Raw genomic sequence first — 23,392 nt, 5'->3', positions numbered from 1 at the left:
CGGGGACCGCCCGACCCCGGTGACCACCGCCCCGTTGTGAGGAGGTGTCGACGCTCCGTAGGCTGTCGCCGAAGTCGGTAGGGAGGCAGCGCAGGGTGCTGTACTGGTGGTCCAAGTTCGTGCTGCTCGGCCCGTTGATGAGGCTGTTCTGCCGGCCGGAGGTGCGTGGTGCCGAGAACGTGCCCGGTGGTGCCGGCGCGATCCTCGCCAGCAACCACCTCGCGGTGGCCGACTCCTTCTTCCTGCCGTTGATGCTGCCGCGCCGGGTGACCTTCCTCGCCAAGCGCGAGTACTTCACCGAGCCCGGGATCCGCGGCTGGTTCAAGAAGCAGTTCTTCACCGGCGTCGGGCAGGTCCCGGTGGACCGTTCCGGTGGGTCCGCGGCGCGCGCCGCGATGGACACCGCGGTCCGGCTGCTGAACGAGGGCAAGCTGCTCGGGATCTACCCGGAGGGCACCCGCTCGCCCGACGGACGGCTCTACAAGGGCAAGACCGGCGTCGCCCGGATGGCCCTGGAGGCCGGGGTGCCGGTCATCCCGGTCGCGATGGTGGGCACCGACAAGGTCAACCCCATCGGCTCCAAGATGTGGCGCCCGCGCAAGGTGAAGATCGTGATCGGCGAGCCGCTGGACTTCTCCCGGTACGAGGGCATGGCCGGGGACCGGTTCATCGAGCGCTCCATGACCGACGAGATCATGTACTCGCTGATGGAGCTGTCCGGGCAGACCTACGTCGACCTCTACGCGGCGTCGGTCAAGGAGAAGGCCGCGGCCGGTGCGCCACCGCCCGCGCCGTCGCGTCCCGCCCCGCAGCGGCCGGACGCGAACGTGCCCGACTCCCGCGCCTCCTGATCGACTCCGGACGTGCATCCCGGCGATGTGACCCACCGATGTGGAGCTGGGCGAAGGCTCCTCTGCCGATGAGGGCGCGTGGTGGACCGACCTGTCGCCCGGCAGAATCCGGCGGTCGGTGACCTCACGGGAGGCGAAGCAGGCGACCGGGCCGGCCGGAACCGGACGGCGGCCCGCTCACCTGTCCGGGCAGTGGAGCTTGCGGCTTGCGACAAGGGCGTCGAGCATGCTCGTTCCGATCCGGTAGGTGGACTACCTCCTCTACGATCGACGGTCGTCGAGCCGTGGGGGAGCTGAGTGGCGGACGAGCATGCAGCGGACGTCGTGGAGTTCTGGCGTTCGGTGGAGTTGTTCACTTTCCAGCGTGCCCCGCGTGCGGCCCGGGTCGGCCCGGGGCAACCGCAGACCACCTTCGACATCGCGGGGTCCGGCCGAGATCGAAGCTGCGCGCGCCGACGTGTTCGAGTCGGCCCTACGGCTGCACCGTGCGTTCATCCTCGCCACTGCACGTCGCATCCGCCCTGCCCTGATCGCTGCCAACAAGATCATTGGTGGCGACCTCTCCCCGGATCATCCGGTCGCTCGCGCCGCATGGCAGGCGTTCTTCCTGATGGTTCCGGTGGTGTCGACGACCTTCGCCTCGTTACCCCGCTTGTTCGAGCACCTCGGGCGGGAGGACCTCGGGTGGCTGCTGGTCGACGAGGCGGGCCAGGCCACGGCGCAATCGGTGGTCGGCGGGCTGTGGCGGGCGCAGCGGGCAGTGCTGGTCGGCGATCCGATGCAGCTCGAACCGATCGTCCCGCTCCCCGTGCCCGCCCAGACCGCGCTGGCGGACCGCCATGGGGTCGACCACCAGTGGCTGCCGGAGCGGCGTTCGGCCCAGCTCGCGGCCGACCGGCTCAACCGGTTCGGAACGACCGTGGGGTCTCCTGACGGGGAGGAGATCTGGGTGGGTGCACCACTCCGGGTTCACCGGCGGTGTGATCGACCGATGTTCGACATCGCCAACACGGTCGCCTACGCGTCCTCGCCGATGGTCTTCGCGACTCCGGCGCGGGAGCCACGCCCGTGGCGGCCGAGCCAGTGGATCGATGTGCGGGGCCCGGTCACGGACAACGTCGTCCGCCCGGAGATCGAACGGCTGGCGACCCTCGTCGCTGAGCTGACGGCCGGTGGATGCACGCGTGAGGAGATACTGGTGATCGCACCGTTCCGCACCGTCGTCGTTGCTGTGAGGAAGCAGTTGTCGGGGCTACTGGAGGACGATCGGATGGGGACCGTTCATACAGTGCAGGGCAAGGAGTCGCCGGTCGTGATCCTGGTTCTCGGTGGATCTGCCGGCGCCCGTGCGTGGGTGGCTGAGAAGCAGAACCTGTTGAACGTCGCGGTGTCCCGGGCGCAGGAGAGGTTCTACGTCATCGGTGATCGCGCAGACTGGGGCCGTCGGCGGTTCTTCAGCTCGGCGGCGGAGTGGCTGCCGGTGTCGTCCGACGGATGAGCTCGATGCCCGGGCTCGGCCGGTCCCGATATCGCGCGAGCGCAGTACGATCGCCGCACCGTTTCGTATGGGAGGCGCGATGACTGCCGGAACCCACCAGGCCGTCACGCTGGCCGACGTGAGTGCACGTCGGGACTACATCGTGGACGTCGGGCGCCGTCATGGTGTCTACAACATCCGTGTCTTCGGTTCCGTCGCGCGTGGCGAATCAACCCCCACCAGCGATCTCGACCTGCTGGTCGACCTGGAACCCGGCCACGGTTATGTCGACCTGGTTTCCTTCGCGCTCGCGGTCGAGGACTCACTTGGGGTTCTCACACAGGTCGCCACGGTGAACGGTCTCAAACGACGTGTCCGTGATCAGGTTCTCGCCGAGGCGGTGGCAGTGTGACTGTCTTCTCGAAGATCGCTCGTGATGAAGGGATCCCTGTTGGTCCGACGTGACCGGGAGCGGATCGCGGACATGTTGGAAGCCGCTGAGAAGATCCGGGTCCGGGTTGCGCGCGGCCGCGCGCGGTTTGATGCCGACGAGGACCTGCAGATCGTCTTGACGCATCTGATCCAGGTGCTCGGTGAGGCTGCTGCACGCGTGAGCCCCGGGCTGACTGCTGCTCATCCGCACCTGCCGTGGCGGGCACTGGCGGGCATGCGCAATCGTGTCGTGCACGAGTACTTCGAGATCGATCTCGAGATCCTCTGGTCTGCTGCGTCCCAGGAAGTCCCGGCGCTGGCGATCCAGCTGCGTGCGGTTCAGGCAACGGAGGACACCTGACCCGGAGCGGTCCCGATCACGGCAGCAGAGGCACGTACGCTCGTCGGGCGGCACAGCTCCACGACCGAACCCGAGCCCAGGACGGCAATGCGCTTCTTCTACGACACCGAGTTCATCGAGGACGGCACGACGATCGACCTGGTGTCGATCGGGATCGTCGGCGAGGACGGCCGCGAGTTCTATGCCGTGTCCACCGAGTTCGACCCGGACCGGGCCGGCAAGTGGGTGCGGGCCAACGTCCTGCCCAAGCTGCCCTCGCCCAGCGACCGGGCCTGGATGTCGCGGGCCCGGATGCGCGAGGAGATCCTCGACTTCTGCACCGGCGCCCCCGGCGACGTCGAGCTGTGGGCCTGGATCGCCGCCTACGACCACGTGGCGCTGTGCCAGCTGTGGGGTGCGATGCCCGCGCTGCCGCGGCCGATCCCGCGCTTCACCCGCGAGCTGCGCCAGCGGTGGGAGGACGCGGGCCGCCCGGCGCTGCCCCCGCCGCCCGCCGAGGCGCACGACGCGCTCGCCGACGCCCGGCACAACCTGCGGCGCTGGGAAGTGATCGCCGAGACCCTCGCGACGGGGGCCGCGCCCCGGTAGGGATCGGCCGCGGCCTAGGCTGGGCCGTGTGAACTGGTCCGTCGACGCGCCGATCGACGTCCTCCCGGAGCTGCCGCCGCTGCCCGCGGACCTGCGCTCCGCCCTGGACGACGCGCTCTCCCGCCCTGCCGCCCAGCAGCCCGAGTGGCCCGACCCGTCGCAGGTGGGCGACGTGCGGAAGGTCCTCGAGTCCGTCCCGCCGGTGGTGCTGCCGCCGGAGGTCGACCGGCTCCAGTCGCGGCTCGCCGACGTCGCGAACGGTGAGGCGTTCCTGCTGCAGGGCGGCGACTGCGCCGAGACCTTCGTCGACAACACCGAGCCGCACATCCGGGCGACGATCCGCACGCTGCTGCAGATGGCCGTCGTCCTGACCTACGGCGCCTCGATGCCGGTGGTCAAGGTCGGCCGGATCGCCGGGCAGTACGCCAAGCCGCGCAGCTCGCCGACCGACGCGAGCGGGCTGCCGTCCTACCGCGGGGACATCGTCAACGGGCTCGCCCCGGACGCGCAGGGCCGGATCCCGGACCCGTCGCGGATGGTCCGCGCCTACGCGAACGCCTCGGCGGCGATGAACCTGGTCCGCGGCCTGACCGCGACCGGGCTGGCCGACCTGTCCAAGGTGCACGACTGGAACAAGGACTTCGTCCGCACCTCCGCCGCGGGCGTGCGCTACGAGGCCGTCGCCGCCGAGATCGACCGCGCGGTCCGCTTCATGGACGCCTGCGGGGTGCGCGACCACAACCTGCACCAGGTCGAGTTCTACGCCAGCCACGAGGCGCTGCTGCTCGACTACGAGCGCGCCATGCTGCGCCTGGACCTGGAGCGCGACCCCACCGGCGGGGAGTCGCCGAAGCTCTACGACCTGTCCACGCACTTCCTGTGGATCGGGGAGCGGACCCGTCAGCTCGACGGCGCGCACGTCGCGTTCGCGGAGCTGCTGGCCAACCCGATCGGCATGAAGATCGGCCCGACGACGACGCCCGACCAGGCCGTCGAGTACGTCGAGCGGCTCGACCCGCACAACCGCCCGGGCCGGCTGTCGCTGATCTCCCGGATGGGCAACGACAAGGTCCGCGACGTGCTCCCGGCGATCGTCGAGAAGGTGACCGCCTCCGGGCACAAGGTCATCTGGCAGTGCGACCCGATGCACGGCAACACCCACGAGGCCTCGACCGGCTACAAGACCCGGCACTTCGACCGGATCGTCGACGAGGTGCAGGGCTTCTTCGAGGTGCACCGCTCGCTCGGCACGCACCCCGGCGGCATCCACGTCGAGGTCACCGGCGAGGACGTCACCGAGTGCCTCGGCGGTGCGCAGCGGATCTCCGACACCGACCTCGCCGGCCGGTACGAGACCGCCTGCGACCCGCGGCTGAACACCCAGCAGAGCCTGGAGCTGGCGTTCCTCGTCGCGGAGATGCTGCGCGGCTGACCCGTCCGTCCCGGGGCGGCTCCACCCGGAGCCGCCCCGGTGGTGTGTCTCAGGCCCCGGTGCTGGCCCGGGCCGCCAGGCGTGAGGGCAGCAGGGGAGCGGCGGCGCCGTCGCCGTCCCCGGCGAGCACAGCGGCCAGCCGCTGGGCCGCGGCCCGGCCGAGCTCCTCCGCCGGCAGCGCCACACTCGTCAGCGACGGCGCCGTCACCTGCGAGTACGGCAGGTCGTCGAACCCGGCGACGGCGATGTCCCCCGGCACGGCCAGCCCGAGCCGGTGCGCGGCGGCCAGCACGCCGTAGGCCATCGTGTCCGCCGCCGCGACGACCGCGGTGGCCCCGGCCGCCCGCCAGCGCGGCAGCGCCTCGGTGCCGACGTCGGCGGCGGCGTCGAGGGTCAGCCCGGCCCGGGTGCCGTCGTCGAGGACCCGCAGGCCGTGCTCGGCGGCGACCCGGGCGAGCAGCTCACGGCGCACGGTGAAGGTGGCCGAGGGCGTCGAGCCCTCCAGGTAGGCGAGGACCGTGTGCCCGGCCTCGGCGAGGTGCGCGACCAGCGCGCGCACGCCCGGCTCCAGGTCGAAGGTCACCGTGGCCGCGCGGCCCTCGAAGCCGGGGGCGTCCATCAGCACCAGTGGCGGGCCGCCCGGTTCGAGGTCGTCGAGGAACGTCGGCGACGGCGCGTGCACCAGCAGCCCGGCCGGGCGGAACGCCGCGACCCGGCGGACGTCGTCGGCACCGGGCTGTTCGCCGCCCTCGATCACCGACAGCATCAGCTGGTGCCTGCTGCCCAGCGCCTCCCGGATCCCGGTGGTGACCCGCCCGAAGTAGGGGTTGGGGAGGTCGGGGGCGAGCAGCACGACGAGGTCGGTGGTCCCGCGGGCGAGCGAGCTCGCCGCGTGGTCGACCACGTAGCCCAGCTCCTCGACCGCGGCGCGGACCCGCTCGGTGATCACCGCGGACACCCGTCCGCGCGACTTGCCGTTCACCACCAGCGACACGGTGGACACGCTCGTCCCCGCCCGCCGGGCCACCATCGCCGCGGTCACCCGCCGGCCCACCGGTCCTGCCATCCGGCGAGCCTACCCGGACGCGCGACACATCAAGCGCTTGACGTCATGCGCTTGACAGGTCACAGTCGACACGTCCGGAGCGCTCCGGACGACCGCGACGACGAAGTGGGACACCGGAGATGACCGAGAAGATCGTCCTGGACTGCGATCCGGGCCACGACGACGCGATCGCGCTGCTGCTCGCCCACGGCGACCCGCGGATCGAGCTGCTCGCCGTCACCACGGTCGTCGGGAACCAGACGCTGGACAAGGTGACCCGCAACGCGCTCTCGGTCGCGACCCTGGCCGGGATCACCGGCGTGCCGTTCGCGGCCGGTGCCGACCGCCCGCTGCTGCGGGAGATCGCCGTCGCCGCCGACATCCACGGCGAGAGCGGCCTGGACGGCCCGGAGCTGCCCGCGCCGGCGTTCGCCGCGGTGGACACCCACGCCGTGGACCTCATCGTGGAGACCGTGCTGGCCCACGAGCCGGGCACCGTCACCCTCGTCCCCACCGGCGGGCTGACCAACATCGCGCTCGCCGCCCGGCGCGCCCCCGAGATCGTCGGCCGGGTCAAGCGGGTGGTGCTGATGGGCGGCGGCGTCGCCGTCGGCAACCGGACCCCGGTGGCCGAGTTCAACATCGCCATCGACCCCGAGGCCGCCGCGATCGTGTTCGAGGCGGGCTGGGAGGTGGTCATGGTCGGGCTCGACCTGACCCACCAGGCGCTGGCCGGTCCCGAGGTGCGCCGCGCGATCCGCGCCGTCGGGACCGGCCCGGCGCGCTTCGTCGACGAGCTGCTGGACTTCTTCGCCGCCACCTACCGCGACGTCCAGGGCTTCGACGCCCCGCCGGTGCACGACCCGTGCGCCGTCGCCCACGTCATCGACCCGACGATCGTGCGGGCGTTCCCGATGCCGATCGTCGTCGAGACCACGGGCCGGCACACCACCGGGATGACGGTCGCCGACCGGCGCGGCCCGGCCCCGCAGGGATGCCGCACGCACGCCGCGCTGGAGCTCGACCACACCCGGTTCTGGGAGCTCGTCGTGGACGCGCTGCGCACCATCGGCGACCCCGCCACCCCGGCCGCGACCGTCCCCGCCGACGCCGCCGCCCTCGCTGCAACGGAGCAGATCGCATGACCACCCCCGACCGCCGCCCGGTCGTCACGCTCGTCGTGGCGGTGCTGGCCGCCTGCGTGGCCTTCCAGCTCAACGCCTCGATGCTCAGCCCCGCACTGGTCACCATGGCCCGCGAGCTGGGCACCGACGACGCCACCGTCGGCCTGTCCCAGACGATGTTCTTCACCCTCGCGGCGATGTTCTCGCTGTTCCTGCCGCGGCTGTCCGACATCGCGGGGCGCCGGCGGGTGCTGCTGGTGATGCTCGCGGTCATGCTGGTCGGCAGCGTCGTCGCCGCCCTCGCCGTCAGCGTGCCGATGCTGTTCACCGGCCGGGCCCTGCAGGGCATCACCGGGCCGGTCGTCCCGGTCTGCCTGCTCATGCTGCGCAGCGAGATCGCCGACCCGCGCCGCTACGGGATCGTGCTCGGCCTGATCACCGCCGTGAACGGCGGCGTGGCCGGTCTCGACGCGCTGCTCGGCGGCTGGCTGGCCACCCACCACGGCTTCCGCTCGATCTTCTGGGTCATCGCCGCGGTCACCGTCGTCGCGCTGGTGCTCGTCGCCGTGTGGGGGGTGGAGTCCCGCCCCTCGCAGGGCGCCCGGATGGACTGGCGCGGGGTCGTCCCGCTCGTCGCCGCGGTCGGCGCGCTGCTGCTGGCCTTCGACGAGGCCGCCGCGCTGTCCGACGCGCGCTGGGGCCGGGTCGCCGGGTACGCGCTGCTCGCCGTCGTCGCCGCGGTGGTGTTCTGGCGGCTGCAGGGCCGCACCGCGCAGCCGCTCGTCGCGCCCGAGGACCTGCGCCGGCGCGCCACCTGGGCCACGCTCGGCACCACGCTGCTGACCATGACCGGCGTGTTCGCCGTGGTCAACGGTCTGGTCGCCTCGATCGCGCAGAACCCGGCGGCCGGGTTCGGGCTCGGTGCGGACCTCACCGCGCTCGCGCTGCTCGCCCCCTACGCGCTGATCGGCTGGCTGGTCGGGCCGTTCGCCGGTCGCCTGGCCCCGGTGCTCGGCTACCGCACCGTGCTGCGGGTCGGGCTGGCCGGCAGTGTCGTCGCCACCGCGCTGCTGGCGGTCGTGGGCGTGCACTCGTTCGCGGTGCTGGTCGTCGCGACGCTGTTGCTCGGCGTCACCTACGCCGGCATCGCCAACATCATGCTCAACGGCCTGGGCGTGCTGCTCTCGCCCGCCGACCGGCCCGGCATGCTGCCCGGACTCAACGCCGGCGCGTTCAACCTCGGCGCCGGGATCAGCTTCGTGGTGCTGCCCGCGGTGCAGGTCGCCGTCGGCGGGGCCGGGCAGACCGGGGTCGGCGGCTACACCGCGGGCATGCTGGTCGGGGCCGCGTGCACCGCGGGAGCGTTCGCGCTGTCGCTGCTCATCCCGCGCCCGGTCGCCGCCGAGACCGGCGCCGCGCACGACGTGGTGGACGCCCGATGAGCCGGGTGCTGGTCGTCGGCTCGCTCAACGCCGACCTGGTGGTGCGCACCGAGCGCCTCCCGGGGCCGGGGGAGACCGTGGCCGGGTCGGACCTGACCGTGGGCCCCGGCGGCAAGGGTGCCAACCAGGCCGTCGCCGCCGCCCGGCTCGGGGCCGCCGCGGGGGTCGGCGTGGGCATGGTCGGCGCGGTCGGCGACGACGACCACGGCCGGACCGTCCGCGACGCCGTCGCCGCCGCCGGTGCCGACGTCGACCGGGTCGTGGTGCGGACCGGCGCGGCCACCGGCACCGCGGTCATCACCGTCGACGCCGCGGGCGACAACACGATCGTCGTCTCGCCCGGTGCCAACGCCGCCCTGGAGCCGGGGGACCTGCCCGCCTTCGACGACGTCGCGGTGCTGACCCTGTGCCTGGAGATCGGTGTCCCGACGGTGCTGGCCGCCGCCCGGGCCGCCCGAGCCGCCGGGACCACGGTGGTGCTGAACCTCTCGCCCTACGCCCCGGTGCCCGCCGAGCTGCTCGCCGCCACCGACGTGCTCGTGGTCAACGAGCACGAGGCCGCGCTGCTGGGCGGGCACCCGGTGCCCCGGTCGGTCGTGACACGCGGGGCCGCGGGCTGCGAGGTGCACGACGCGGGAGCGGCTACTGTGTCCACAGTGGATGCGATGCGGGCCGATGTGGTGGACACCACCGGGTCGGGCGACGCGTTCCTGGCGGCCGTCGCCGTGCGGCTCGCCGCGGGGGACGACCTGCCGGACGCCGCGCGTTACGCCGTGCGCGCCGGTGCCCTCGCGGTCACCGTCGCCGGGGCGCAGCTGCCCGCGATCGGCGACGCCGAGCGCACCCGTTTCGGGCTGTAGGCCCCTCGAACGCCGGTGTCCCGGCCGGACCGCCATCCGGCCGGGGCGCCGGCTCCGACCCGCGGCGCGGGCTCAGAGCACGGTCAGGGTGATCGTGTCGCCGGGCTCGGCGTCGCCGCCCGCCCCCGGGTCCTGACCGACGACGCGGCCGTCGCGGCGACCGAAGGGGAAGCTGCGCTCGATGTCGACCTCGAAGCCGTCCTGACGCAGCAGCGCCTCCGCCTCGTCGGCCCGCATGCCGATCACGAACGGCACGGAGGTGGGCGCCGCGGGCTCGGCGGTCGGTGCCGGGGGCGGCGGTGCCGGCTCGGCGCCCCGGCTGGTCACCAGGGTGACCGCGGCACCACTGGCGAGCCGGGTCCCGGCGGGCGGGTCGGTGCGGATCACCGCACCGGCGGGGACCTCGGTGCTGAACTCCTCGGCGCTCGTCGAGCGCACCGGGGTCAGCCCGGCGCGGCGCACGGCGTCCTCCGCGGTGTCCACGGCGCTGCCCGCGGGCACGTCGGGCACCGCGGGACGGCCGGTGGACACCACCAGGGTGACCGTGGTCCCGCGCAGCACCCGGGTCTCCGGGGCCGGGTCCACCTGCGCGACGAGGTCGGGCGCCACGTCGTCGTCGGCCCGTTCGGTGACCGTGGGCGTCAGGTCGGACTCGGCGACGAGTGCGGTCGCCCGCTCGCGGTCCAGGCCGGTGACCGCGGGCATCGTGGTCCAGCGGCCCGACCCGAGCCACCAGGCGCCCGTCCCGGCCAGCGCGGCCAGCAGCAGGAGCAGCACCATCCACAGCGCGAACACCCGGCGGCCGCGACGGCGGCGCCCGGCCAGCTCCTCGCGGGTCATCGGCTCCGGCTGCCCGGCGGGGGTGACGGCGGTGCCGTGCGCGCCGCGGGCCCGCGACTGCACCCGGGTGCCGCCGGGGCCCGGCGCGGCGGCGTCGAGCGGCCGGTGGCGCAGGGGGCCCGCGGGGAGGGTGGCGCCGTCGTCGGGCGGGGGCGGGCCGGGCGGGCGCGGCGTCGCGGTCCGGGGCAGGCCCAGCCGGTCGGCCGTGTCCAGCAGCTCGCGGCGGAAGTGCTCCGCGTCGACCGGGCGCTGCTCGGGGTCCCGCGAGGTGGCCCGGGCGACGAGCGCGTCCACGGCCGGCGGCAGCCCCGGGACCAGCGCCGACGGCGGCGGCACGTCCTCGTTCACGTGGCGGTAGGCCACCGACAGCGGGTTGTCGGCGGTGTAGGGCGGCTGCCCGGTCAGCATCTCGTAGAGCACGACCCCGGCGGCGTAGACGTCGCTGCGGCCGTCGGCGCGGCCGGACACGACCTGCTCGGGGGAGAGGTAGGCCATCGTCCCGAGGATCATCCCGGCGTGGCTGACCCCGGCCTCGGCGGCCGCGGTGAGCAGGCCGAAGTCGGCCACCTTCACCTCGCCGCCGGAGGAGATCAGTACGTTCTCCGGCTTCACGTCGCGGTGCACCATGCCGAGCCGGTGCGCGCGGGCCAGACCGGCGAGGACCGGTTCGAGCACCCGCACCGCGGCCGGGAGCCCGAGCGCCCCGCGGGCGCGCAGCACGTCGCGCAGGGTGCCGCCGTCGACCAGCTCCATGACGACGAACAGGCTGGCCTCGCCCAGCGGGCCCGCGGGGACGGTGCCCCGGTCGTAGACGGCGACGACGCACGGGTGGTCGATCCGGGCGGCCAGCCGCGCCTCCCGGTCGAACCGGGTGCGGAACGCGTGGTCCCCGGCCATCCGCGGGTCCATCACCTTGATCGCGACGGCGCGTTCGAGACGGGTGTCGGTGCCGTGGTGCACCGTCGACATGCCGCCGCGGGCCAGCACCGGGCCGACCCGGTAACGGCCGTCGAGCAGCACCTCGCCGGGGCCGTCGGCGGCGAGCCGCCCGGCCCCACCCGGGATGCCGGGGTCGGCCGGACCGGACGGTGAGCTCATCGCGGGTGAGGCTACCGGGGGCGATCCCGGCGGTCGCGCAGGTGGTCGGCGTCGGGGCCGCGGGCGGGCCGGCCCGGTGGGCGTCGGCGCCGTCCGGGACGGTGTGGGACAGTGTCCGGCTGTGAACGAGTCCCTCCCCGCCGCGGTCACCGAGGAGACGCTGAGCGTCGCCGAGGTGGCCGACCGCCTGTCGATCCCCGTCTCCCGGGTCCACCAGCTCGTCCGCGACGGTCAGCTCCTGTCGTTCAAGAACGGGCACGACGTCGTCGTCCCGACCGCGCTGCTCGACGACGACGGTGTCGTGCGCGGGTTGCCGGGCACGATCGTCGTCCTCCGCGACGGCGGCTACGACGACGACGCCATCCTGAGCTGGCTGTTCACCGAGGAGGAGTCGCTCTCCGGTGCTCCGATCACCGCGCTGCGCGCGGGTCGGCACAAGGAGATCAAGCGCCGCGCCCAGGCCATGGCCTTCTGAGGGTTCCGCCGGCTCACCCGCGGGACGGACGCCCGGCGCGTTCGCGCGCCAGCTCGGTCCCGCGGGCGGCCAGCGCCCGGCCGAGCCGGGGCAGCGCGACGGCGGCCCGGCGCCGGTTCGGCACCGCGACCCGGTGGGTCAGCACGTCGTAGCCGGCGTCGGCGATCTCGTCGAGGATCTCCGCGTACAGCACCCGGGCGGCGCCGACGCAGGCCCGCGACACCGGCTCCAGCATCGGGATCCCGGGGTCGGCCCGCCGGTAGGTGGCCCGGGTCCGGGCGACCAGGTGGGCCAGGGCGCGGCGGATCCGCGGGTCCGGGCGCCCGGTGCGCCGGCTCCAGGCCAGCAGCTCCCGGTCGACGCCGAACGCGGCGAGCTCGTCGGCGGGCAGGTACACGCGGCCGCGGTCGAGGTCCTCGCCGACGTCGCGCAGGAAGTTCGTGATCTGGAACGCCACGCCCAGCAGCGCGGCGTGCGGCTCGGCCTCCGCCCGCGGGACGACCGTCCCGAGCACCGGCAGCGTCTGCAGCCCGATCACGGCGGCCGAGCCGTGCACGTAGACGGCCAGCTCGTCGTCGGTGGCGTAGTCGGTGACGGTGAGGTCCATCCGCATCGAGACCATGAAGTCCCGGAACAGCGACGCGTCGAGGTCGTGGCGGCGCGCGGTCTCGGCGACGGCGAGCACCTCGGGCCTGCTGCCGGGCAGCGGGGCCCCCGCCAGTGCGGCCGCCAGCTCGGCGTCGAGCGCGTCGAGCCGGGTGTGCGGGTCCCCGCCGCCCGCGCCGTCGGGGTCGTCGACGATCTCGTCGGCGAAGCGGGCGAAGCCGTAGAGAGCGTGGATGTCGACCCGTCGCGCCGGGGGCAGCAGCCGGGTCGCCAGGAAGTAGGTGCGCCCGTGCTCGGCGTGCAGCGCGCGGCAGGCCGCGTAGGCGGCCCGTAGCTGCGGGTCGGTCAGGCCGGCGGCGTCGAGCTCGACGCGCCCGGCCCGCTCAGCCGCGGACGCCCGCATCGGTGGTGGGCGCGGTCGACGGTGCCTCCGGGGCGCCCCGGCGCAGCCCCAGCGGGTCCGGGCGGAGCAGCGACACCGCGGCCAGGACACCGGCCAGGGCACACACCAGCAGGTAGTGCGGCACGTAGAGGGCGGTCTCGCCGTCGGGGAAGTACACGATCATCAGCCAGACCGAGCCGACGACCACCCACTGCAGTCCGCGCGCGCTCCACGGGGTCATCGCGAGCAGGCAGAACCCCCAGCTCAGGTACCACGGCAGGGTGGTGGGGGAGAGCACGGCGGCCAGCGCGAGGGCGATCGCGGCATTGCGCACCGCGGCCCGCGGGTCGTCGCGGCCGCGCCACCACAGCAGGGCGATCAGCAGGCCCATCACCAGCGCGCCGATGAACCGGAACGTGTCCACGAACGCCTGGGTGTTCACCTCGCCGGCGAACATCCCGGCCACGCTCGCCGTCGCCTGACCGACGGCGGTCGGCACCGACAGCCAGTTCACGATCATCGACGGGGCGCTGAGCGCGGGCAGCCAGCCCAGCCCGAGACCGGTGAGCCAGGTGGCCCCGCCGAACACGACGCCGAACACGGCCACCGACGGCACCCCGGCCCGGACCAGCCGCGACCAGAACCCGCCGGACAGCGTCGCGGCCCACACCAGCACCAGGAACGGCAGCACGATCCCGGCCGAGGCCTTCACCGCCATGGCCAGCGACGCGACGACGATCGCCCACACGAACCGCTGCCGCAGCGCCAGCAGCGCCGCCAGCGGCAGCAGGCCGACGACCAGCAGGTCGTTGTGCACCCCGCCGACCATGTGCACGACCATCACCGGGTTCGCCACGGCCAGCCACAGCGCGACCGCGGGACGCCCGCCGAGGTGCCGGGTCAGCGCGGGCAGCACCGCCACGAGCAGCAGCAGCCCGGTGACCAGGGTCAGCCGCATCAGCACGACGCCGAGCAGCACGTTCTGGCCGACCAGCAGGACCACGCCCTGCGCGAGCAGGATGAACAGCGGGCCGTAGGGGGCGGGGGTGTCCTGCCAGAAGAAGTGGACGTTGTCGGTGAAGATCCCGCCCATGGTGTCCGGCCCGACGACGTACGGGTCGTACCCGGCCAGCGGCAGCGCGCCCTGTGCGAGGTAGCTGTAGGGGTCGCGGGTGAACAACGGCGCCGTGACGAGCATCGGCAGCATCCACACCGCCGCCGTCGTCAGCACCGCGCGGCCCCCGGCGCGCCGGGCGAGCACGGCGCGGCCCAGCCGCACCCACGCCCACACCATCAGCACCAGGCCGACGTAGATCACGATCGTCGCGAGCATCGCGCCGTGGCCGTAGCGCCAGAACGACAGCGCCGAGTTGCCGATCACCGGGTCCCGCATCGGGATTCCGCCGCCGCCGAACGAGCCGAGGAACATCAGCACGGTCCCGGCCAGCCCCAGCAGCAGGACGCCCCGCGGCGGCGAGCCGAGCCGCTCGACCAGGCCGGGGCCCGCGGGCTCCGGTGCGGGCGGCGGGGGCACGACCGCGCCCGCGCCGGGGTCCGGCGTCACCGTCTCGGGTGCCGCCGGGCGGGGGAGCGGGGGCGAGGGCTGAGCCGTCATCGTGTCCGTGTGTGCTGGTCGGGCATCGTCGGGAGCATGATTCCACGCCCCCCGGCACCCGCCCTCAGTGCCCCGTGTCAGTGCCCCGTGCGCGCGGCAGCCCCGCGCCCGGCGTGCTCGGCCGGGCGCGGACCGGTGATCCGCTCGGCCGCCAGCCGCCCGGAGATCAGGACCGGGGGGATCCCGACGCCCGGGGTCGTGCCGCACCCGGCGAGCACCGCGTTCGCCGTACCGCGGACCAGGTTGCGCGGCCGGAACGGGCCGGTCTGGGCCAGCGTGTGCGACGCCGAGAACGGCGTGCCCGCGGCCATTCCGGCGGCCGCCCAGTCCTGCGGGGTCCACATCCGGGTCCAGCTCGGCTGCGCGGAGGGGTCCACCAGCCCGCGGTCGGCGAGCACACCGAACAGCTCCTCGGCGTACGCCGGGCCGACCCGGTCCCAGTCGATGCCGGGCGCCACCGCGGTGTTCGGACACGGGGCGAGCACGCTCATGACCTCGCGCCCGCCGGGCTGCAGCGACGGGTCGGTCAGCCCGGGCCGGGTGACCAGCAGCGACGGGTCGGACATCAGCCGTCCCTCGTCGATGATCTCGCGGAAGGTGCCCGCCCAGGAGCCGCCGAAGGAGATCGTGTGGTGGTGCTGCGCGGTGCCGGGGGCGGGCGCGGGCATCCCGGCGTGCACGACGACGGCGCTGGGCGACCAGCGCAGCCCGACCGGACGCCGCGGTGCGCCGCCGAGCAGGGCGTAGGCCGCGGGCAGCTCCGGGGTGAGCACGACCGCGTCGCACGGGGTCAGCGACTCGTCGGCGCCGTCGGGACCGGTGTGCCGGACCGCGGTGACCCGGTCCCCGGAGCGGTCCAGGCCGGTGACGGTGCGGCCGTAGTGGATCTCTGCTCCCGCGTCGGCGGCGGCGCCGGCCAGTGCGGTGCCCATCATCCGCATGCCGCCGCGCGGGAAGTACACGCCCGCGACGGTGTCCATGTAGGCGATCACGCCGTAGGCGCCGAGCGCGTCGCGCGGGGAGACACCGGCGTAGAGCGCCTGGAAGGAGAACACCCGGCGCAGCCGCTCGTCGGGCAGGAAGCGGTCGATCCGCTTCCCGAGCCGCCCGAAGCCGCCGAGGGCGGCGAGCCGGGCCAGGTCGGGGCCGAGCAGCGACAGCGGCGAGTCCATGTTCGCGCCGATGAAGTTGTCCATCTCGGCGCGGTAGAGGTCGGTGAGCCAGTGGCGCAGCCGCCGGTACCCGGCCGCGGAGTCCGGGCCGCACTGCTCGCGGATCTCGTGCTCCATCGCGGCGGCGTCGGTGTGCACCGCGATCGCCGAGCCGTCGGCGAACTCGGCCCGGTAGGCCGGGTCGAGGCGGACCAGGTCGAGCCGGTCCGCGGTCGTCTCGCCGACGGCGGCGAACGCGGAGTCCAGCAGCTCCGGCATGGTCAGCACGGTGGGGCCGGTGTCCAGGGCGTAGGTGCCGTGGTCGTCGGTCACGTCGAGCCGCCCGGCGCGCCCGCCGGGGAAGCTCTCCCGCTCGACGATCGTGACGCGGCGGCCCGCGCCGAGCAGGTGCAGTGCTGTCGACAGCCCGGCCAGCCCCGCCCCCACGACGACGACGTGGTCGGTGTGCCCCTCGATCCGCCGCACCCCGCTCACCAGGCCCGCCGGGTCGCGCGCTCGGCCAGCTCGAACAGGTGCGAGCGGCCCGGTTCGGCGACCGGTGCGGAGTCGAGCGCGTCGAGCGCGGCGCCGGTGAGCGCGGCGATCCGCTGCTCCACCGACTGGACCGCGCCCAGCTCCGACAGCGCGGAGCGGGCCCGTTCCAGGCTCGCGGCGTCCAGGTCGGGGTCGCCGAGCGCGGAGAGGACGACGTCGGCCGCGGCCCGGTCCCCGCGCTGCTCGGCGCGCTGCAGGGCCGCGGCGACCAGCAGGGTCCGCTTGCCCTCACGCAGGTCGTCCCCGGCGGGCTTGCCGGTGACCCGCGGGTCGCCGAACACGCCCAGCAGGTCGTCGCGCAGCTGGAAGGCGACGCCGATGTCGGCGCCGTAGCGCCGGTAGGCCGCGACGACCCGCGGGTCGGCCCCGGCGATCGCCGCGCCCAGGTGCAGCGGCCGCTCCACGGTGTAGGCGGCGGTCTTGAACCGGTCGATGGTCAGTGCGGTCGACTCGGCGGTGTCCCCGGAGGCCTGGGCCAGCACGTCGAGGTACTGGCCGGACAGCACCTCGGTGCGCATCGCCCGCCACGGCTCGGCGGCGCGGGTGTGGGCGCCCTCGGGGAGCGCGGCGGCGTGGAACATGTCGTCGGCCCACACCTGGGCCAGGTCCCCGACGAGGATCGCGACGGCGGCGCCGAACCGCGCCGGCGGTCCGGACCAGCCGTTCGCCGCGTGCATCCGGGCGAACTCCACGTGCACCGTGGGCCGGCCGCGGCGGGTGGAGGAGGCGTCCATCAGGTCGTCGTGGACCAGGGCGCATGCCTGGATCAGCTCCAGCGCGGCGATCGCGCTCAGCACGCCCTGGGCGTGCGGGTCGGCGGGGTCGCCGCCCGCGCCACGCCAGCCCCACCAGGCGAAGGTGGGCCGCAGCCGTTTCCCACCGCCCAGCACGAACCCGGCCAGCGCGTCGGCGGCCGCCGCGACGACCGGGTCGATGCCCAGCACCTCGGTGCGGCGGCGGTCCAGGTACCCGGCCAGCACCCGTTCCACGTGCTGGGGCAGCGCGTCGTCGAGCGGAGCCGGACCTGCGGTGGACAGGCCCGGGGATCCGGACGGACCGGACGGTGCGGACACGGGGGAGACGGGGTCGGCCACGACGACCAGGCTATCGGTGCACCCGGGACCCGGCCCGCCGATGCCGTCGTGGTGCACGTCATGGCGGTGCGCAGACGGTGCGCGCCGGTCGGTGGACGACCGAACGGCGGTACGCACCGTAAGGTCGTCGGGGTGACGACGACCTTCGCATCCACGGTGACCGAACGGATCAACGTCGACCGCCCCTTCTTCGCGGTGGAGTTCTTCCCGCCCAAGGACGATCGGGGCGAGGCGGAACTGTGGCGCGCCATCCGCCGCCTGGAGGTGCTCGACCCGGCCTACGTGTCGGTGACCTACGGCGCGGGCGGCTCCAGCCGCGACCGCACCGTCCGCACGGTGGAGCGGATCGCCACCGACACGACGCTGTGCTCGATGGCGCACCTGACCGCCGTCTCGCACTCGACCGACGAGCTGCGCCACGTGATCGGGTCGCTGGCCGCCGCGGGCGTCCGCAACATCATGGCGCTGCGCGGGGACCCGCCCGGCGACCCACTCGGCGAGTGGGTCGCCCACCCCGACGGGCTCGAGTACGCCGACCAGCTCGTCGCGCTGATCAAGCGGTCCGGCCCGTTCTGCGTGGGCGTCGCCGCGTTCCCCTACGGCCACCCGCGCTCGGCCGAGCTCGAGACCGACACCGAGCGGCTCGTCGGGAAGTTCCGGGCGGGCGCGGAGTTCGCCGTGACCCAGCTGTTCCTGGAGCCCGATGGTTTCCTGCGGCTGCGCGACCGGGTCGCCGCCGCCGGGTTCGACCAGCCGATCATCCCCGGCATCATGCCGCTGACCTCGGAGAAGACCTTCCACAAGGGGCCCGAGCTGTCGGGCTCGCCGCTGCCGGCGGCGCTCGTCGAGCGGCTCGCGCCCTACTCCGGTGACACGGCGGCGTTCCGCGCCGCGGGCATGGAGGTCACCGGCGAGCTGTGCGAGCGGCTGCTCGCCGAGGGTGTCCCCGGGATCCACTTCTACTGTCTCAACCGGTCGACGGCGACGACCGAGCTGGTCGAGCGTCTCGGGCTGGCGCCGCGCCACGAGGGCACCCGGCTCTCCACACCGGCCTGACCGTCCGCGGCGGGGCCCGCACCGGTCCGTCGCGGTGAGCCCACCCCGGTGAACCGGGTCCGGCCACCCGGTCCCCGCCCCGGCCCGGCCCGGTGGCTCCGGCCCGCCGGACGGGCGGGGGGGGGTCAGGAGGCCGGGCGCACCAGGTGCAGGTCCGGGGCCGGGCGGGCGCCGACCGGCCCGACGTCGGCCCAGGTCGTCTTGCCGCCGTGGTGCCGGCGCACGCCCCAGCGCTGCGAGAGCCGGCCGACGATCTGCAGCCCGCGTCCGCGGGTCGCGGTGGGGTCGTAGGGCTGCTCGCGTCCGCGCACGACCGAGCCGTCGCGCACGCGCAGGCGTACCGCGCCGTCGCGCACCCGTGCGGTCACCAGCATCGGGGTGTGCGCGTGGTCGACACCGTTCGCCACCAGTTCGTGCAGCACCAGCGTCGCGTCGCCGACGGTCACGTCGTCCACCAACGGGGTCAGGAACCGCGTCAGCTCGTGCCGGGCCGTGCGGCACGCGGCCGCGTCGGGCTCCACCCTGAGGATCCAGGACTGTGCGGTCACGGGCCCGCCCCCTCCCCGTCCTGCCGGGCCGGCCCGCCCGACGCGACCCGGTTACCCGATGTGCCCGCCTCGCACACTCCCGCGGTCGCCCACCCGGGGGCGGACCGGAGCGGGTACGGTCACGGGTCCGACGCGTAGAGCCAACTGCGCGTGCCCGCAGCCGCGAGCACGACGTGGAGGCTCCGCTTGCGCATCGCCGTCATCCGTACCCCCGAGGTCCCGCGAACGTGCGGCGCGGGGATCACCGCCGCCTCGCTGGCCGCCGCCGGTCACGCGGTCCGGGTGTTCACCGACGTCCCCGACGACCCCGACCTGACCGCCCCGGCCGACGGCGGCACGCTGCGCGTGCAGCCGTGGGAACCCGGGCAGGACACCGCACTGGCCGCGGCGTGGTCCGACGACCCGCCCCAGGTGGTGCACGCCATCGGACCGCGCGCCGGGGCCGCCGCCGTCGCGACCGGGGTGCCGGTCGTGCAGGTCTATCCGGCCGACTGCCAGGGCCCGGCCGCGATCCCCGCGGCCCGTACCGGGTCGTCGCAGGGGGCCGCCCGCGTGCTGGCCTCCAGCGAGGAGCAGCACACCGCCCTGCTGCGCCGCGGGGTGCCGCGGGCGGTGCTGCGGACGGTGCCCGCCGCCGTCGACACCGACGTGTTCGCCCCCGACGGGCCGGCGCTGCGCCGGGATGACCGGCCGCGGTTGCTCGCGGTCGGCTCGCTGGCCGACGGCGCCGGGATGGACACGGTGATCCGGGCGCTGTCCCGGGTCCGCACCGCCGAGCTGCTCGTCGCCGGCGGCGCGGCGGACCCGGACCCCGACCGCGCGCGCCTGTTCGGCATCGCCCGCGAGGCCGGCGTCGCCGGGCGCGTCCGGTTCCTCGGGCCGGTCGAGGGCGGCCTGATGCCGCGGCTGCTGCGCTCGGCCGACGTCGTGGTCGCCGCACCGGAGCGCGACGTCGGGGTCGGGCCGGTCCTGCAGGCGATGGCCTGCGCGCGGGCGGTCGTGGCGACGAGCGTGGGCGGGCTGCGCGACGTCGTCGTCGAGGGGGTGACCGGGGTGCTGGTCCGCCCGGCCCGGCCCGCCGAGCTGGCGGTCGCGCTGCGCGGCGTGCTCGGCGACGACGCCCTGCGCGCCGGGTTCGGGATCGCGGGCCGGGACCGTGCGGTGTCGCGGTTCGACCGGGCGCGGATCGCCGAGGCCCTGACCGTCGTCTACGGCGAGCTGGTCGGTGCGCCGGCCGCCGAGCCCGCCGAGGAGGACGACCCCGAGGACCGCACGCCGGTCGGCGCCGCGGGCTGACCCGGTGGCCACGCCAGGTCGCGGAGGTCCCGGACCGCGCGCGGTGCGGCCTCGACGGCCGCATGCCGGTGCGGCCCGGGTACCCCGGGCCGGCGGATGACCGGGAAGTGCCCGGTGCGGCGGACCCGCCGGGACAGCGCGACGCGGTGCCGGGGCGGGGCGACCAGGCGGCGGTGCACCCGCTGCAGCCCGGCCCCGCCCGCGAGCGCGACCGGCAGCGCCACGACCACGTGCCACCACGACGTCGCCCAGAAGTGCACGGTCGCGACGAACAGTGCGGTCCAGCCGAGCGCGGCCGTCCGGAGCAGCGTCAGCCGCAGGCGCAGTGGCCGGTCGCGGCAGCCGCGTCGCAGCACCGGGGCGGTGCGCGTGAGCACCCACAGCCAGTACAGCGCGAGCAGGGTGAGCGCGAGGTAGCCGGTGACCCGGCGGAGGTCCATGTGGCCCTCCTCGCCCCCGATCCACGCGGTGTTACGGCTCACACACGCAGGGTCGGTATGGGATCCGGTGTCCGGTACCGCCTGCGCCGTGCGAGTGATCATCCGCGTGACTGATGAGCAACGCTAATCGTCTGCTCCTAGCGTGATCGTCATGCGCACAGCCGACGATCAGTGGGACATCACCAGCAGCGTGGGCGCCACCGCCCTGGCCGTCGCCGCGGGGCGGGCGCTGGAGACCCGCCGCGCCGACCGGCTGGTCGACGACCCGTACGCCCAGCGGTTCGTCGACGCGGCCGGGACGCTGTCGGCGGTGCCGCGGGACCCGGGCGACGCCGCCGACCCGTGGGTCGTGCAGGCCGGCTACCAGGGTGTGCGCTCCCGGTTCTTCGACGAGGCCCTGACCGGCGCAGGGACGACCCAGGTCGTGCTGCTCGCCGCGGGCCTCGACGCGCGGGCCCTGCGCCTGCCGTGGCCCGCCGGGACCACGGTGTTCGAGGTCGACCAGCAGAAGGTGCTGGAGTTCAAGGACGGGGTCGTCGCCGAAGCGGGGATCACGCCGACCGCGCGCCGGGTCACCGTGCCGGTCGACCTGCGCCACGACTGGCCCGCCGCGCTCACCGCGGCCGGCTTCGCCCCGGACCGGCCGACCGCCTGGCTGGCCGAAGGCCTGCTGCCCTACCTGCCCGCCGACGCCGAGCAACTCCTCTTCGAGCGGGTGCACGCGCTGTCGGTGCCGGGCAGCCGGATCGCCGTCGAGCACTTCGGCGACCAGGTGGAGCGGATCGCGGACGATCCGTCGTTCCGCGAGGCGGCCCAGGAGATGCTGCACACCACCGACGTCCGCGAGCTGTTCTTCGCCGAGCCCCGGGCCGAGTCCTGCGACGACTGGCTGCGCCGCCACGGCTGGACGGTCACCGCCCGCCCGGTCCGCGAGGTCGCCGCGGGCTACGGGCGGCCGCTGCACGACACGGTCACCGACACCCTCGGCTCGGCGACGCTGCTGTGGGCCGACCGGCCCTGAGCGGCGGGCTCAGCGGGCGGCACGGGCGTCGACCAGCAGGGCCATGTGCAGCGCGGTCCGCACCTCGGGGTCGGTGAGGTCGAGGCCCAGCAGGCCGGAGAGGCGGCGCAGCCGGGCGTAGGCGGCGGGGCGGCCCACCCCGAGCCTGCGGGCGACGTCGGCGACGACCCCGCCCGCCCCGACCAGGGCCCACAGCGTGTCCCGGGCGTCGGCGCGTGCGGCGGCGGGCAGCGCCGTCACCGGGCCGAGCACGTCCGCCGCGAAGCCGAGCAGGGCCGGGTCGTCGCCGAGGCGGTGCACCAGCCCGCGCAGCGCGGGCACCCGGACGGGGCCGCGGCCGCCGGTCGCGGCGTGCGCGGCCGCGTCGTCGCGGGCCCGGCGCAGCAGGTCCGCCACGGCGGCGAACGAGCCGGGCCCGGCCGTCGCCGCGGCCACCGTGGCGGGCAGCGCGGCGAGCAGCGGGCCGCCGTCGCCGGGCACGAGCACGACCAGCTCCCCGGGTGCGGGCGAGACCACCGTCGCCCCCGGTGCGACGACGGCGAGCGCCGCGTCCACGGCCTGCTCCGGGTCGACGGCCCGCCCGGGGTCGTCGTCTCCGGCCGGGCGCAGCGCCACCACCGACAGCGGACCCGCGGTGTCCAGCCCGACGGCGCGGGCCCGCACCGCCAGCCGTCCGGCGTCGGACGGCACCGTGACGGCCAGGTCGGCCACCAGCGCGTCGCGGGCGGACCGCAGCAGGCCCTCGGGCGACGGGTCGAGCAGCGACACCGCGTCCGCGGCGGCGTCGAGCAGTGCGCGCACCCGCTCGGCGGTGCCCGGCGTCGGCCGCGACGGCACCGCCAGCCGCCCCCACCGCGCGCCGGGCCGCCCGACCGGCGCGGTCGCCCAGCCCTCCGGCCCGGCGGGCCCGGCCAGCCGCGAGCGCGCCGCCCAGTCCCGCAGGTCCGGACCGCCCGCGGTGAGCAGCACCCGGTGCGCGAGGTCCTCGCACACCACGGGCACGTCGATCCGGCGGGCCAGCTCGCCGACCACGCGCCCCGGCGGCACCCGGTGCAGGGCGAGCGTCCGGAACGCGGCCTCGACGCCCGGCGGCCCCGGGTCGTCGTCGCGGCGGGCGACCTGCCCCAGCACACCGGCGACGATCTCGGCGAAGCGCACCGTGCGCCGCAGCTCCACCAGCGGGAACCCGGCCGCCCGGGCGGCCTGCACCAGACCGGCGGGCAGCGACGGCAGCTGCCGGCCGATCTCCACGACCAGCCCGACCGCCCCGGCGGCCCGCAGCGCGTCGACGTAGCGGGCGGGGACGGTGGTGGGGTCGGCCACCGGCACCCCGACCGAGAGCACCAGCACCCCCGGCGGCAGCGTCCCGGCCGGGTCGGCGACCTCGCTGACGTGCACCCAGCGCACCGGCGTGCCCAGCGCCGCCCGCCCGGCCCGGACGGCGGGTGCCCCGGCCCGGACCTCCGGACGGGCCAGCACGTCGGCGATGGTCGGGTGCACCGGGATCCACTCCGTCCGCCGCGCGGTCGAGGACGATACGGATCGTATCCCTGACCGGGGCCGCCGCGGCGCCGACGATCGGAGGCGTACCGCGCCGCTACCG

The 23,392-nt window shown here is 75.3% G+C and carries 22 protein-coding genes; 13 read left to right on the top strand and 9 right to left on the bottom strand.

Features of this window, described 5'->3' with window-relative positions; genetic code table 11:
- Positions 1–95: 95 nt before the first annotated feature.
- The 6 genes from ATL51_RS07575 (at position 96) to ATL51_RS07550 (ending at position 5,141) form a co-directional block, all read left to right on the top strand.
- Entirely contained in the window at positions 96–851 is a 756-nt protein-coding gene (locus ATL51_RS07575; RefSeq protein WP_062396084.1) for a lysophospholipid acyltransferase family protein, read from the top strand.
- Positions 852–1,308: 457 nt separating this feature from the next.
- On the top strand, positions 1,309–2,349 hold the full coding sequence (locus ATL51_RS07570; protein WP_167409976.1) for a DEAD/DEAH box helicase: 1,041 nt from the start codon (positions 1,309–1,311) through the stop codon (positions 2,347–2,349).
- 79 nt (positions 2,350–2,428) lie between these two features.
- Positions 2,429–2,740 carry a nucleotidyltransferase family protein gene (locus ATL51_RS07565; RefSeq protein ID WP_083658112.1) on the top strand — a complete coding sequence of 104 codons (312 nt, stop codon included), beginning with the start codon at positions 2,429–2,431 and terminating at the stop codon, positions 2,738–2,740.
- 24 nt (positions 2,741–2,764) lie between these two features.
- On the top strand, positions 2,765–3,121 hold the full coding sequence (locus ATL51_RS07560) for a HepT-like ribonuclease domain-containing protein (protein ID WP_073574437.1): 357 nt from the start codon (positions 2,765–2,767) through the stop codon (positions 3,119–3,121).
- An 87-nt stretch (positions 3,122–3,208) separates the two neighbouring features.
- Positions 3,209–3,709, top strand: a complete 501-nt coding sequence (locus ATL51_RS07555) for a polyadenylate-specific 3'-exoribonuclease AS (protein ID WP_062396083.1) — start codon at positions 3,209–3,211, stop codon at positions 3,707–3,709.
- A 28-nt stretch (positions 3,710–3,737) separates the two neighbouring features.
- On the top strand, positions 3,738–5,141 hold the full coding sequence (locus ATL51_RS07550) for a class II 3-deoxy-7-phosphoheptulonate synthase (protein ID WP_073574261.1): 1,404 nt from the start codon (positions 3,738–3,740) through the stop codon (positions 5,139–5,141).
- Positions 5,142–5,190: 49 nt separating this feature from the next.
- On the opposite strand, the gene ATL51_RS07545 is transcribed toward ATL51_RS07550, so the two are convergent.
- The gene (locus ATL51_RS07545; protein ID WP_208622941.1) at positions 5,191–6,207 is read right to left on the bottom strand and encodes a LacI family DNA-binding transcriptional regulator; all 1,017 of its coding nucleotides are present in this window, start codon (positions 6,205–6,207) and stop codon (positions 5,191–5,193) included.
- A gap of 119 nt (positions 6,208–6,326) precedes the next feature.
- Here ATL51_RS07545 and uriH point away from each other — a divergent pair, with 119 nt between their 5' ends.
- Genes uriH through ATL51_RS07530 form a run of 3 tightly spaced genes read left to right on the top strand, consistent with a single transcriptional unit; the run spans position 6,327 to position 9,612 of the window.
- Positions 6,327–7,331, top strand: coding sequence for a uridine-preferring nucleoside hydrolase UriH (gene uriH, locus ATL51_RS07540; RefSeq protein ID WP_100878137.1), 1,005 nt, complete (start codon positions 6,327–6,329; stop codon positions 7,329–7,331).
- Positions 7,328–8,752 carry a uridine transporter UriT gene (uriT, locus tag ATL51_RS07535; protein WP_100878136.1) on the top strand — a complete coding sequence of 475 codons (1,425 nt, stop codon included), beginning with the start codon at positions 7,328–7,330 and terminating at the stop codon, positions 8,750–8,752. The genes uriH and uriT overlap by 4 nt, the downstream gene beginning before the upstream one ends.
- Entirely contained in the window at positions 8,749–9,612 is an 864-nt protein-coding gene (locus tag ATL51_RS07530; protein WP_100878135.1) for a PfkB family carbohydrate kinase, read from the top strand. Before uriT ends, ATL51_RS07530 begins: the two co-directional genes overlap by 4 nt.
- 72 nt (positions 9,613–9,684) lie before the next feature.
- Here ATL51_RS07530 and pknB read toward each other — a convergent pair whose 3' ends face one another.
- Complete coding sequence (pknB, locus tag ATL51_RS07525; RefSeq protein ID WP_100878134.1) at positions 9,685–11,550, bottom strand: Stk1 family PASTA domain-containing Ser/Thr kinase; 1,866 nt, start codon at positions 11,548–11,550, stop codon at positions 9,685–9,687.
- Between the two features lie 121 nt (positions 11,551–11,671).
- Here pknB and ATL51_RS07520 point away from each other — a divergent pair, with 121 nt between their 5' ends.
- On the top strand, positions 11,672–12,025 hold the full coding sequence (locus tag ATL51_RS07520; RefSeq protein WP_062396076.1) for an Rv2175c family DNA-binding protein: 354 nt from the start codon (positions 11,672–11,674) through the stop codon (positions 12,023–12,025).
- Positions 12,026–12,038: 13 nt separating this feature from the next.
- Here the strand turns inward: ATL51_RS07520 and ATL51_RS07515 are convergent, their stop codons facing one another.
- The 4 genes from ATL51_RS07515 to ATL51_RS07500 form a co-directional block, all read right to left on the bottom strand.
- Positions 12,039–13,034 carry a phytoene/squalene synthase family protein gene (locus ATL51_RS07515; protein ID WP_073574257.1) on the bottom strand — a complete coding sequence of 332 codons (996 nt, stop codon included), beginning with the start codon at positions 13,032–13,034 and terminating at the stop codon, positions 12,039–12,041.
- The gene (gene mptB, locus ATL51_RS07510; RefSeq protein WP_167409975.1) at positions 13,015–14,628 is read right to left on the bottom strand and encodes a polyprenol phosphomannose-dependent alpha 1,6 mannosyltransferase MptB; all 1,614 of its coding nucleotides are present in this window, start codon (positions 14,626–14,628) and stop codon (positions 13,015–13,017) included. Before mptB ends, ATL51_RS07515 begins: the two co-directional genes overlap by 20 nt.
- Before the next feature lie 77 nt (positions 14,629–14,705).
- Positions 14,706–16,265 carry a phytoene desaturase family protein gene (gene crtI / locus ATL51_RS07505; protein ID WP_100880550.1) on the bottom strand — a complete coding sequence of 520 codons (1,560 nt, stop codon included), beginning with the start codon at positions 16,263–16,265 and terminating at the stop codon, positions 14,706–14,708.
- Positions 16,266–16,270: 5 nt separating this feature from the next.
- Positions 16,271–17,371: a polyprenyl synthetase family protein gene (locus ATL51_RS07500; RefSeq protein ID WP_073574434.1), complete on the bottom strand. Its 1,101-nt coding sequence runs from the start codon at positions 17,369–17,371 to the stop codon at positions 16,271–16,273.
- Between the two features lie 189 nt (positions 17,372–17,560).
- Here ATL51_RS07500 and ATL51_RS07495 point away from each other — a divergent pair, with 189 nt between their 5' ends.
- The gene (locus ATL51_RS07495) at positions 17,561–18,484 is read left to right on the top strand and encodes a methylenetetrahydrofolate reductase (RefSeq protein ID WP_073574255.1); all 924 of its coding nucleotides are present in this window, start codon (positions 17,561–17,563) and stop codon (positions 18,482–18,484) included.
- A gap of 125 nt (positions 18,485–18,609) precedes the next feature.
- Here the strand turns inward: ATL51_RS07495 and ATL51_RS07490 are convergent, their stop codons facing one another.
- The gene (locus tag ATL51_RS07490; protein WP_073574254.1) at positions 18,610–19,032 is read right to left on the bottom strand and encodes an ATP-binding protein; all 423 of its coding nucleotides are present in this window, start codon (positions 19,030–19,032) and stop codon (positions 18,610–18,612) included.
- Between the two features lie 186 nt (positions 19,033–19,218).
- On the opposite strand from ATL51_RS07490, the gene ATL51_RS07485 reads away from it, so the two are divergent.
- Positions 19,219–20,328 (top strand): glycosyltransferase family 4 protein, encoded by a 1,110-nt coding sequence (locus ATL51_RS07485; protein ID WP_157818265.1) that lies wholly within the window; start codon positions 19,219–19,221, stop codon positions 20,326–20,328.
- On the opposite strand, the gene ATL51_RS07480 is transcribed toward ATL51_RS07485, so the two are convergent.
- Positions 20,241–20,810, bottom strand: coding sequence for a hypothetical protein (locus ATL51_RS07480; protein ID WP_157818264.1), 570 nt, complete (start codon positions 20,808–20,810; stop codon positions 20,241–20,243). The two genes, ATL51_RS07485 and ATL51_RS07480, sit on opposite strands and share 88 nt — an antisense overlap.
- A 109-nt stretch (positions 20,811–20,919) precedes the next feature.
- On the opposite strand from ATL51_RS07480, the gene ATL51_RS07475 reads away from it, so the two are divergent.
- A complete protein-coding gene (locus ATL51_RS07475; protein WP_100880549.1) occupies positions 20,920–21,789 on the top strand; it encodes an SAM-dependent methyltransferase in 870 nt (289 codons plus the stop codon).
- 9 nt (positions 21,790–21,798) lie between these two features.
- Here ATL51_RS07475 and ATL51_RS07470 read toward each other — a convergent pair whose 3' ends face one another.
- A complete protein-coding gene (locus tag ATL51_RS07470; protein WP_167409974.1) occupies positions 21,799–23,289 on the bottom strand; it encodes a PucR family transcriptional regulator ligand-binding domain-containing protein in 1,491 nt (496 codons plus the stop codon).
- Positions 23,290–23,392 lie beyond the last annotated feature (103 nt).

The sequence above is a fragment of the Pseudonocardia alni genome, assembly GCF_002813375.1.
In the GTDB taxonomy this organism is placed as follows: Bacteria; Actinomycetota; Actinomycetes; order Mycobacteriales; family Pseudonocardiaceae; genus Pseudonocardia; species Pseudonocardia alni.
Note: the sequence above shows the minus strand (reverse complement) of the source record. Positions and strands in the feature narration are given on the sequence as shown.

Bases quoted from the DNA above. Each gene is read 5' to 3' on its own strand.
- ATL51_RS07565 (WP_083658112.1), top strand. From the start codon at position 2,429: ATGACTGCCGGAACCCACCAGGCCGTCACGCTGGCCGACGTGAGTGCA.
- ATL51_RS07560 (WP_073574437.1), top strand. From the start codon at position 2,765: ATGAAGGGATCCCTGTTGGTCCGACGTGACCGGGAGCGGATCGCGGAC.
- ATL51_RS07555 (WP_062396083.1), top strand. From the start codon at position 3,209: ATGCGCTTCTTCTACGACACCGAGTTCATCGAGGACGGCACGACGATC.
- ATL51_RS07545 (WP_208622941.1), bottom strand. From the start codon at position 6,207: ATGGCAGGACCGGTGGGCCGGCGGGTGACCGCGGCGATGGTGGCCCGG.
- uriH (WP_100878137.1), top strand. From the start codon at position 6,327: ATGACCGAGAAGATCGTCCTGGACTGCGATCCGGGCCACGACGACGCG.
- uriT (WP_100878136.1), top strand. From the start codon at position 7,328: ATGACCACCCCCGACCGCCGCCCGGTCGTCACGCTCGTCGTGGCGGTG.
- ATL51_RS07530 (WP_100878135.1), top strand. From the start codon at position 8,749: ATGAGCCGGGTGCTGGTCGTCGGCTCGCTCAACGCCGACCTGGTGGTG.
- pknB (WP_100878134.1), bottom strand. From the start codon at position 11,550: ATGAGCTCACCGTCCGGTCCGGCCGACCCCGGCATCCCGGGTGGGGCC.
- ATL51_RS07515 (WP_073574257.1), bottom strand. From the start codon at position 13,034: ATGCGGGCGTCCGCGGCTGAGCGGGCCGGGCGCGTCGAGCTCGACGCC.
- mptB (WP_167409975.1), bottom strand. From the start codon at position 14,628: ATGACGGCTCAGCCCTCGCCCCCGCTCCCCCGCCCGGCGGCACCCGAG.
- ATL51_RS07475 (WP_100880549.1), top strand. From the start codon at position 20,920: ATGCGCACAGCCGACGATCAGTGGGACATCACCAGCAGCGTGGGCGCC.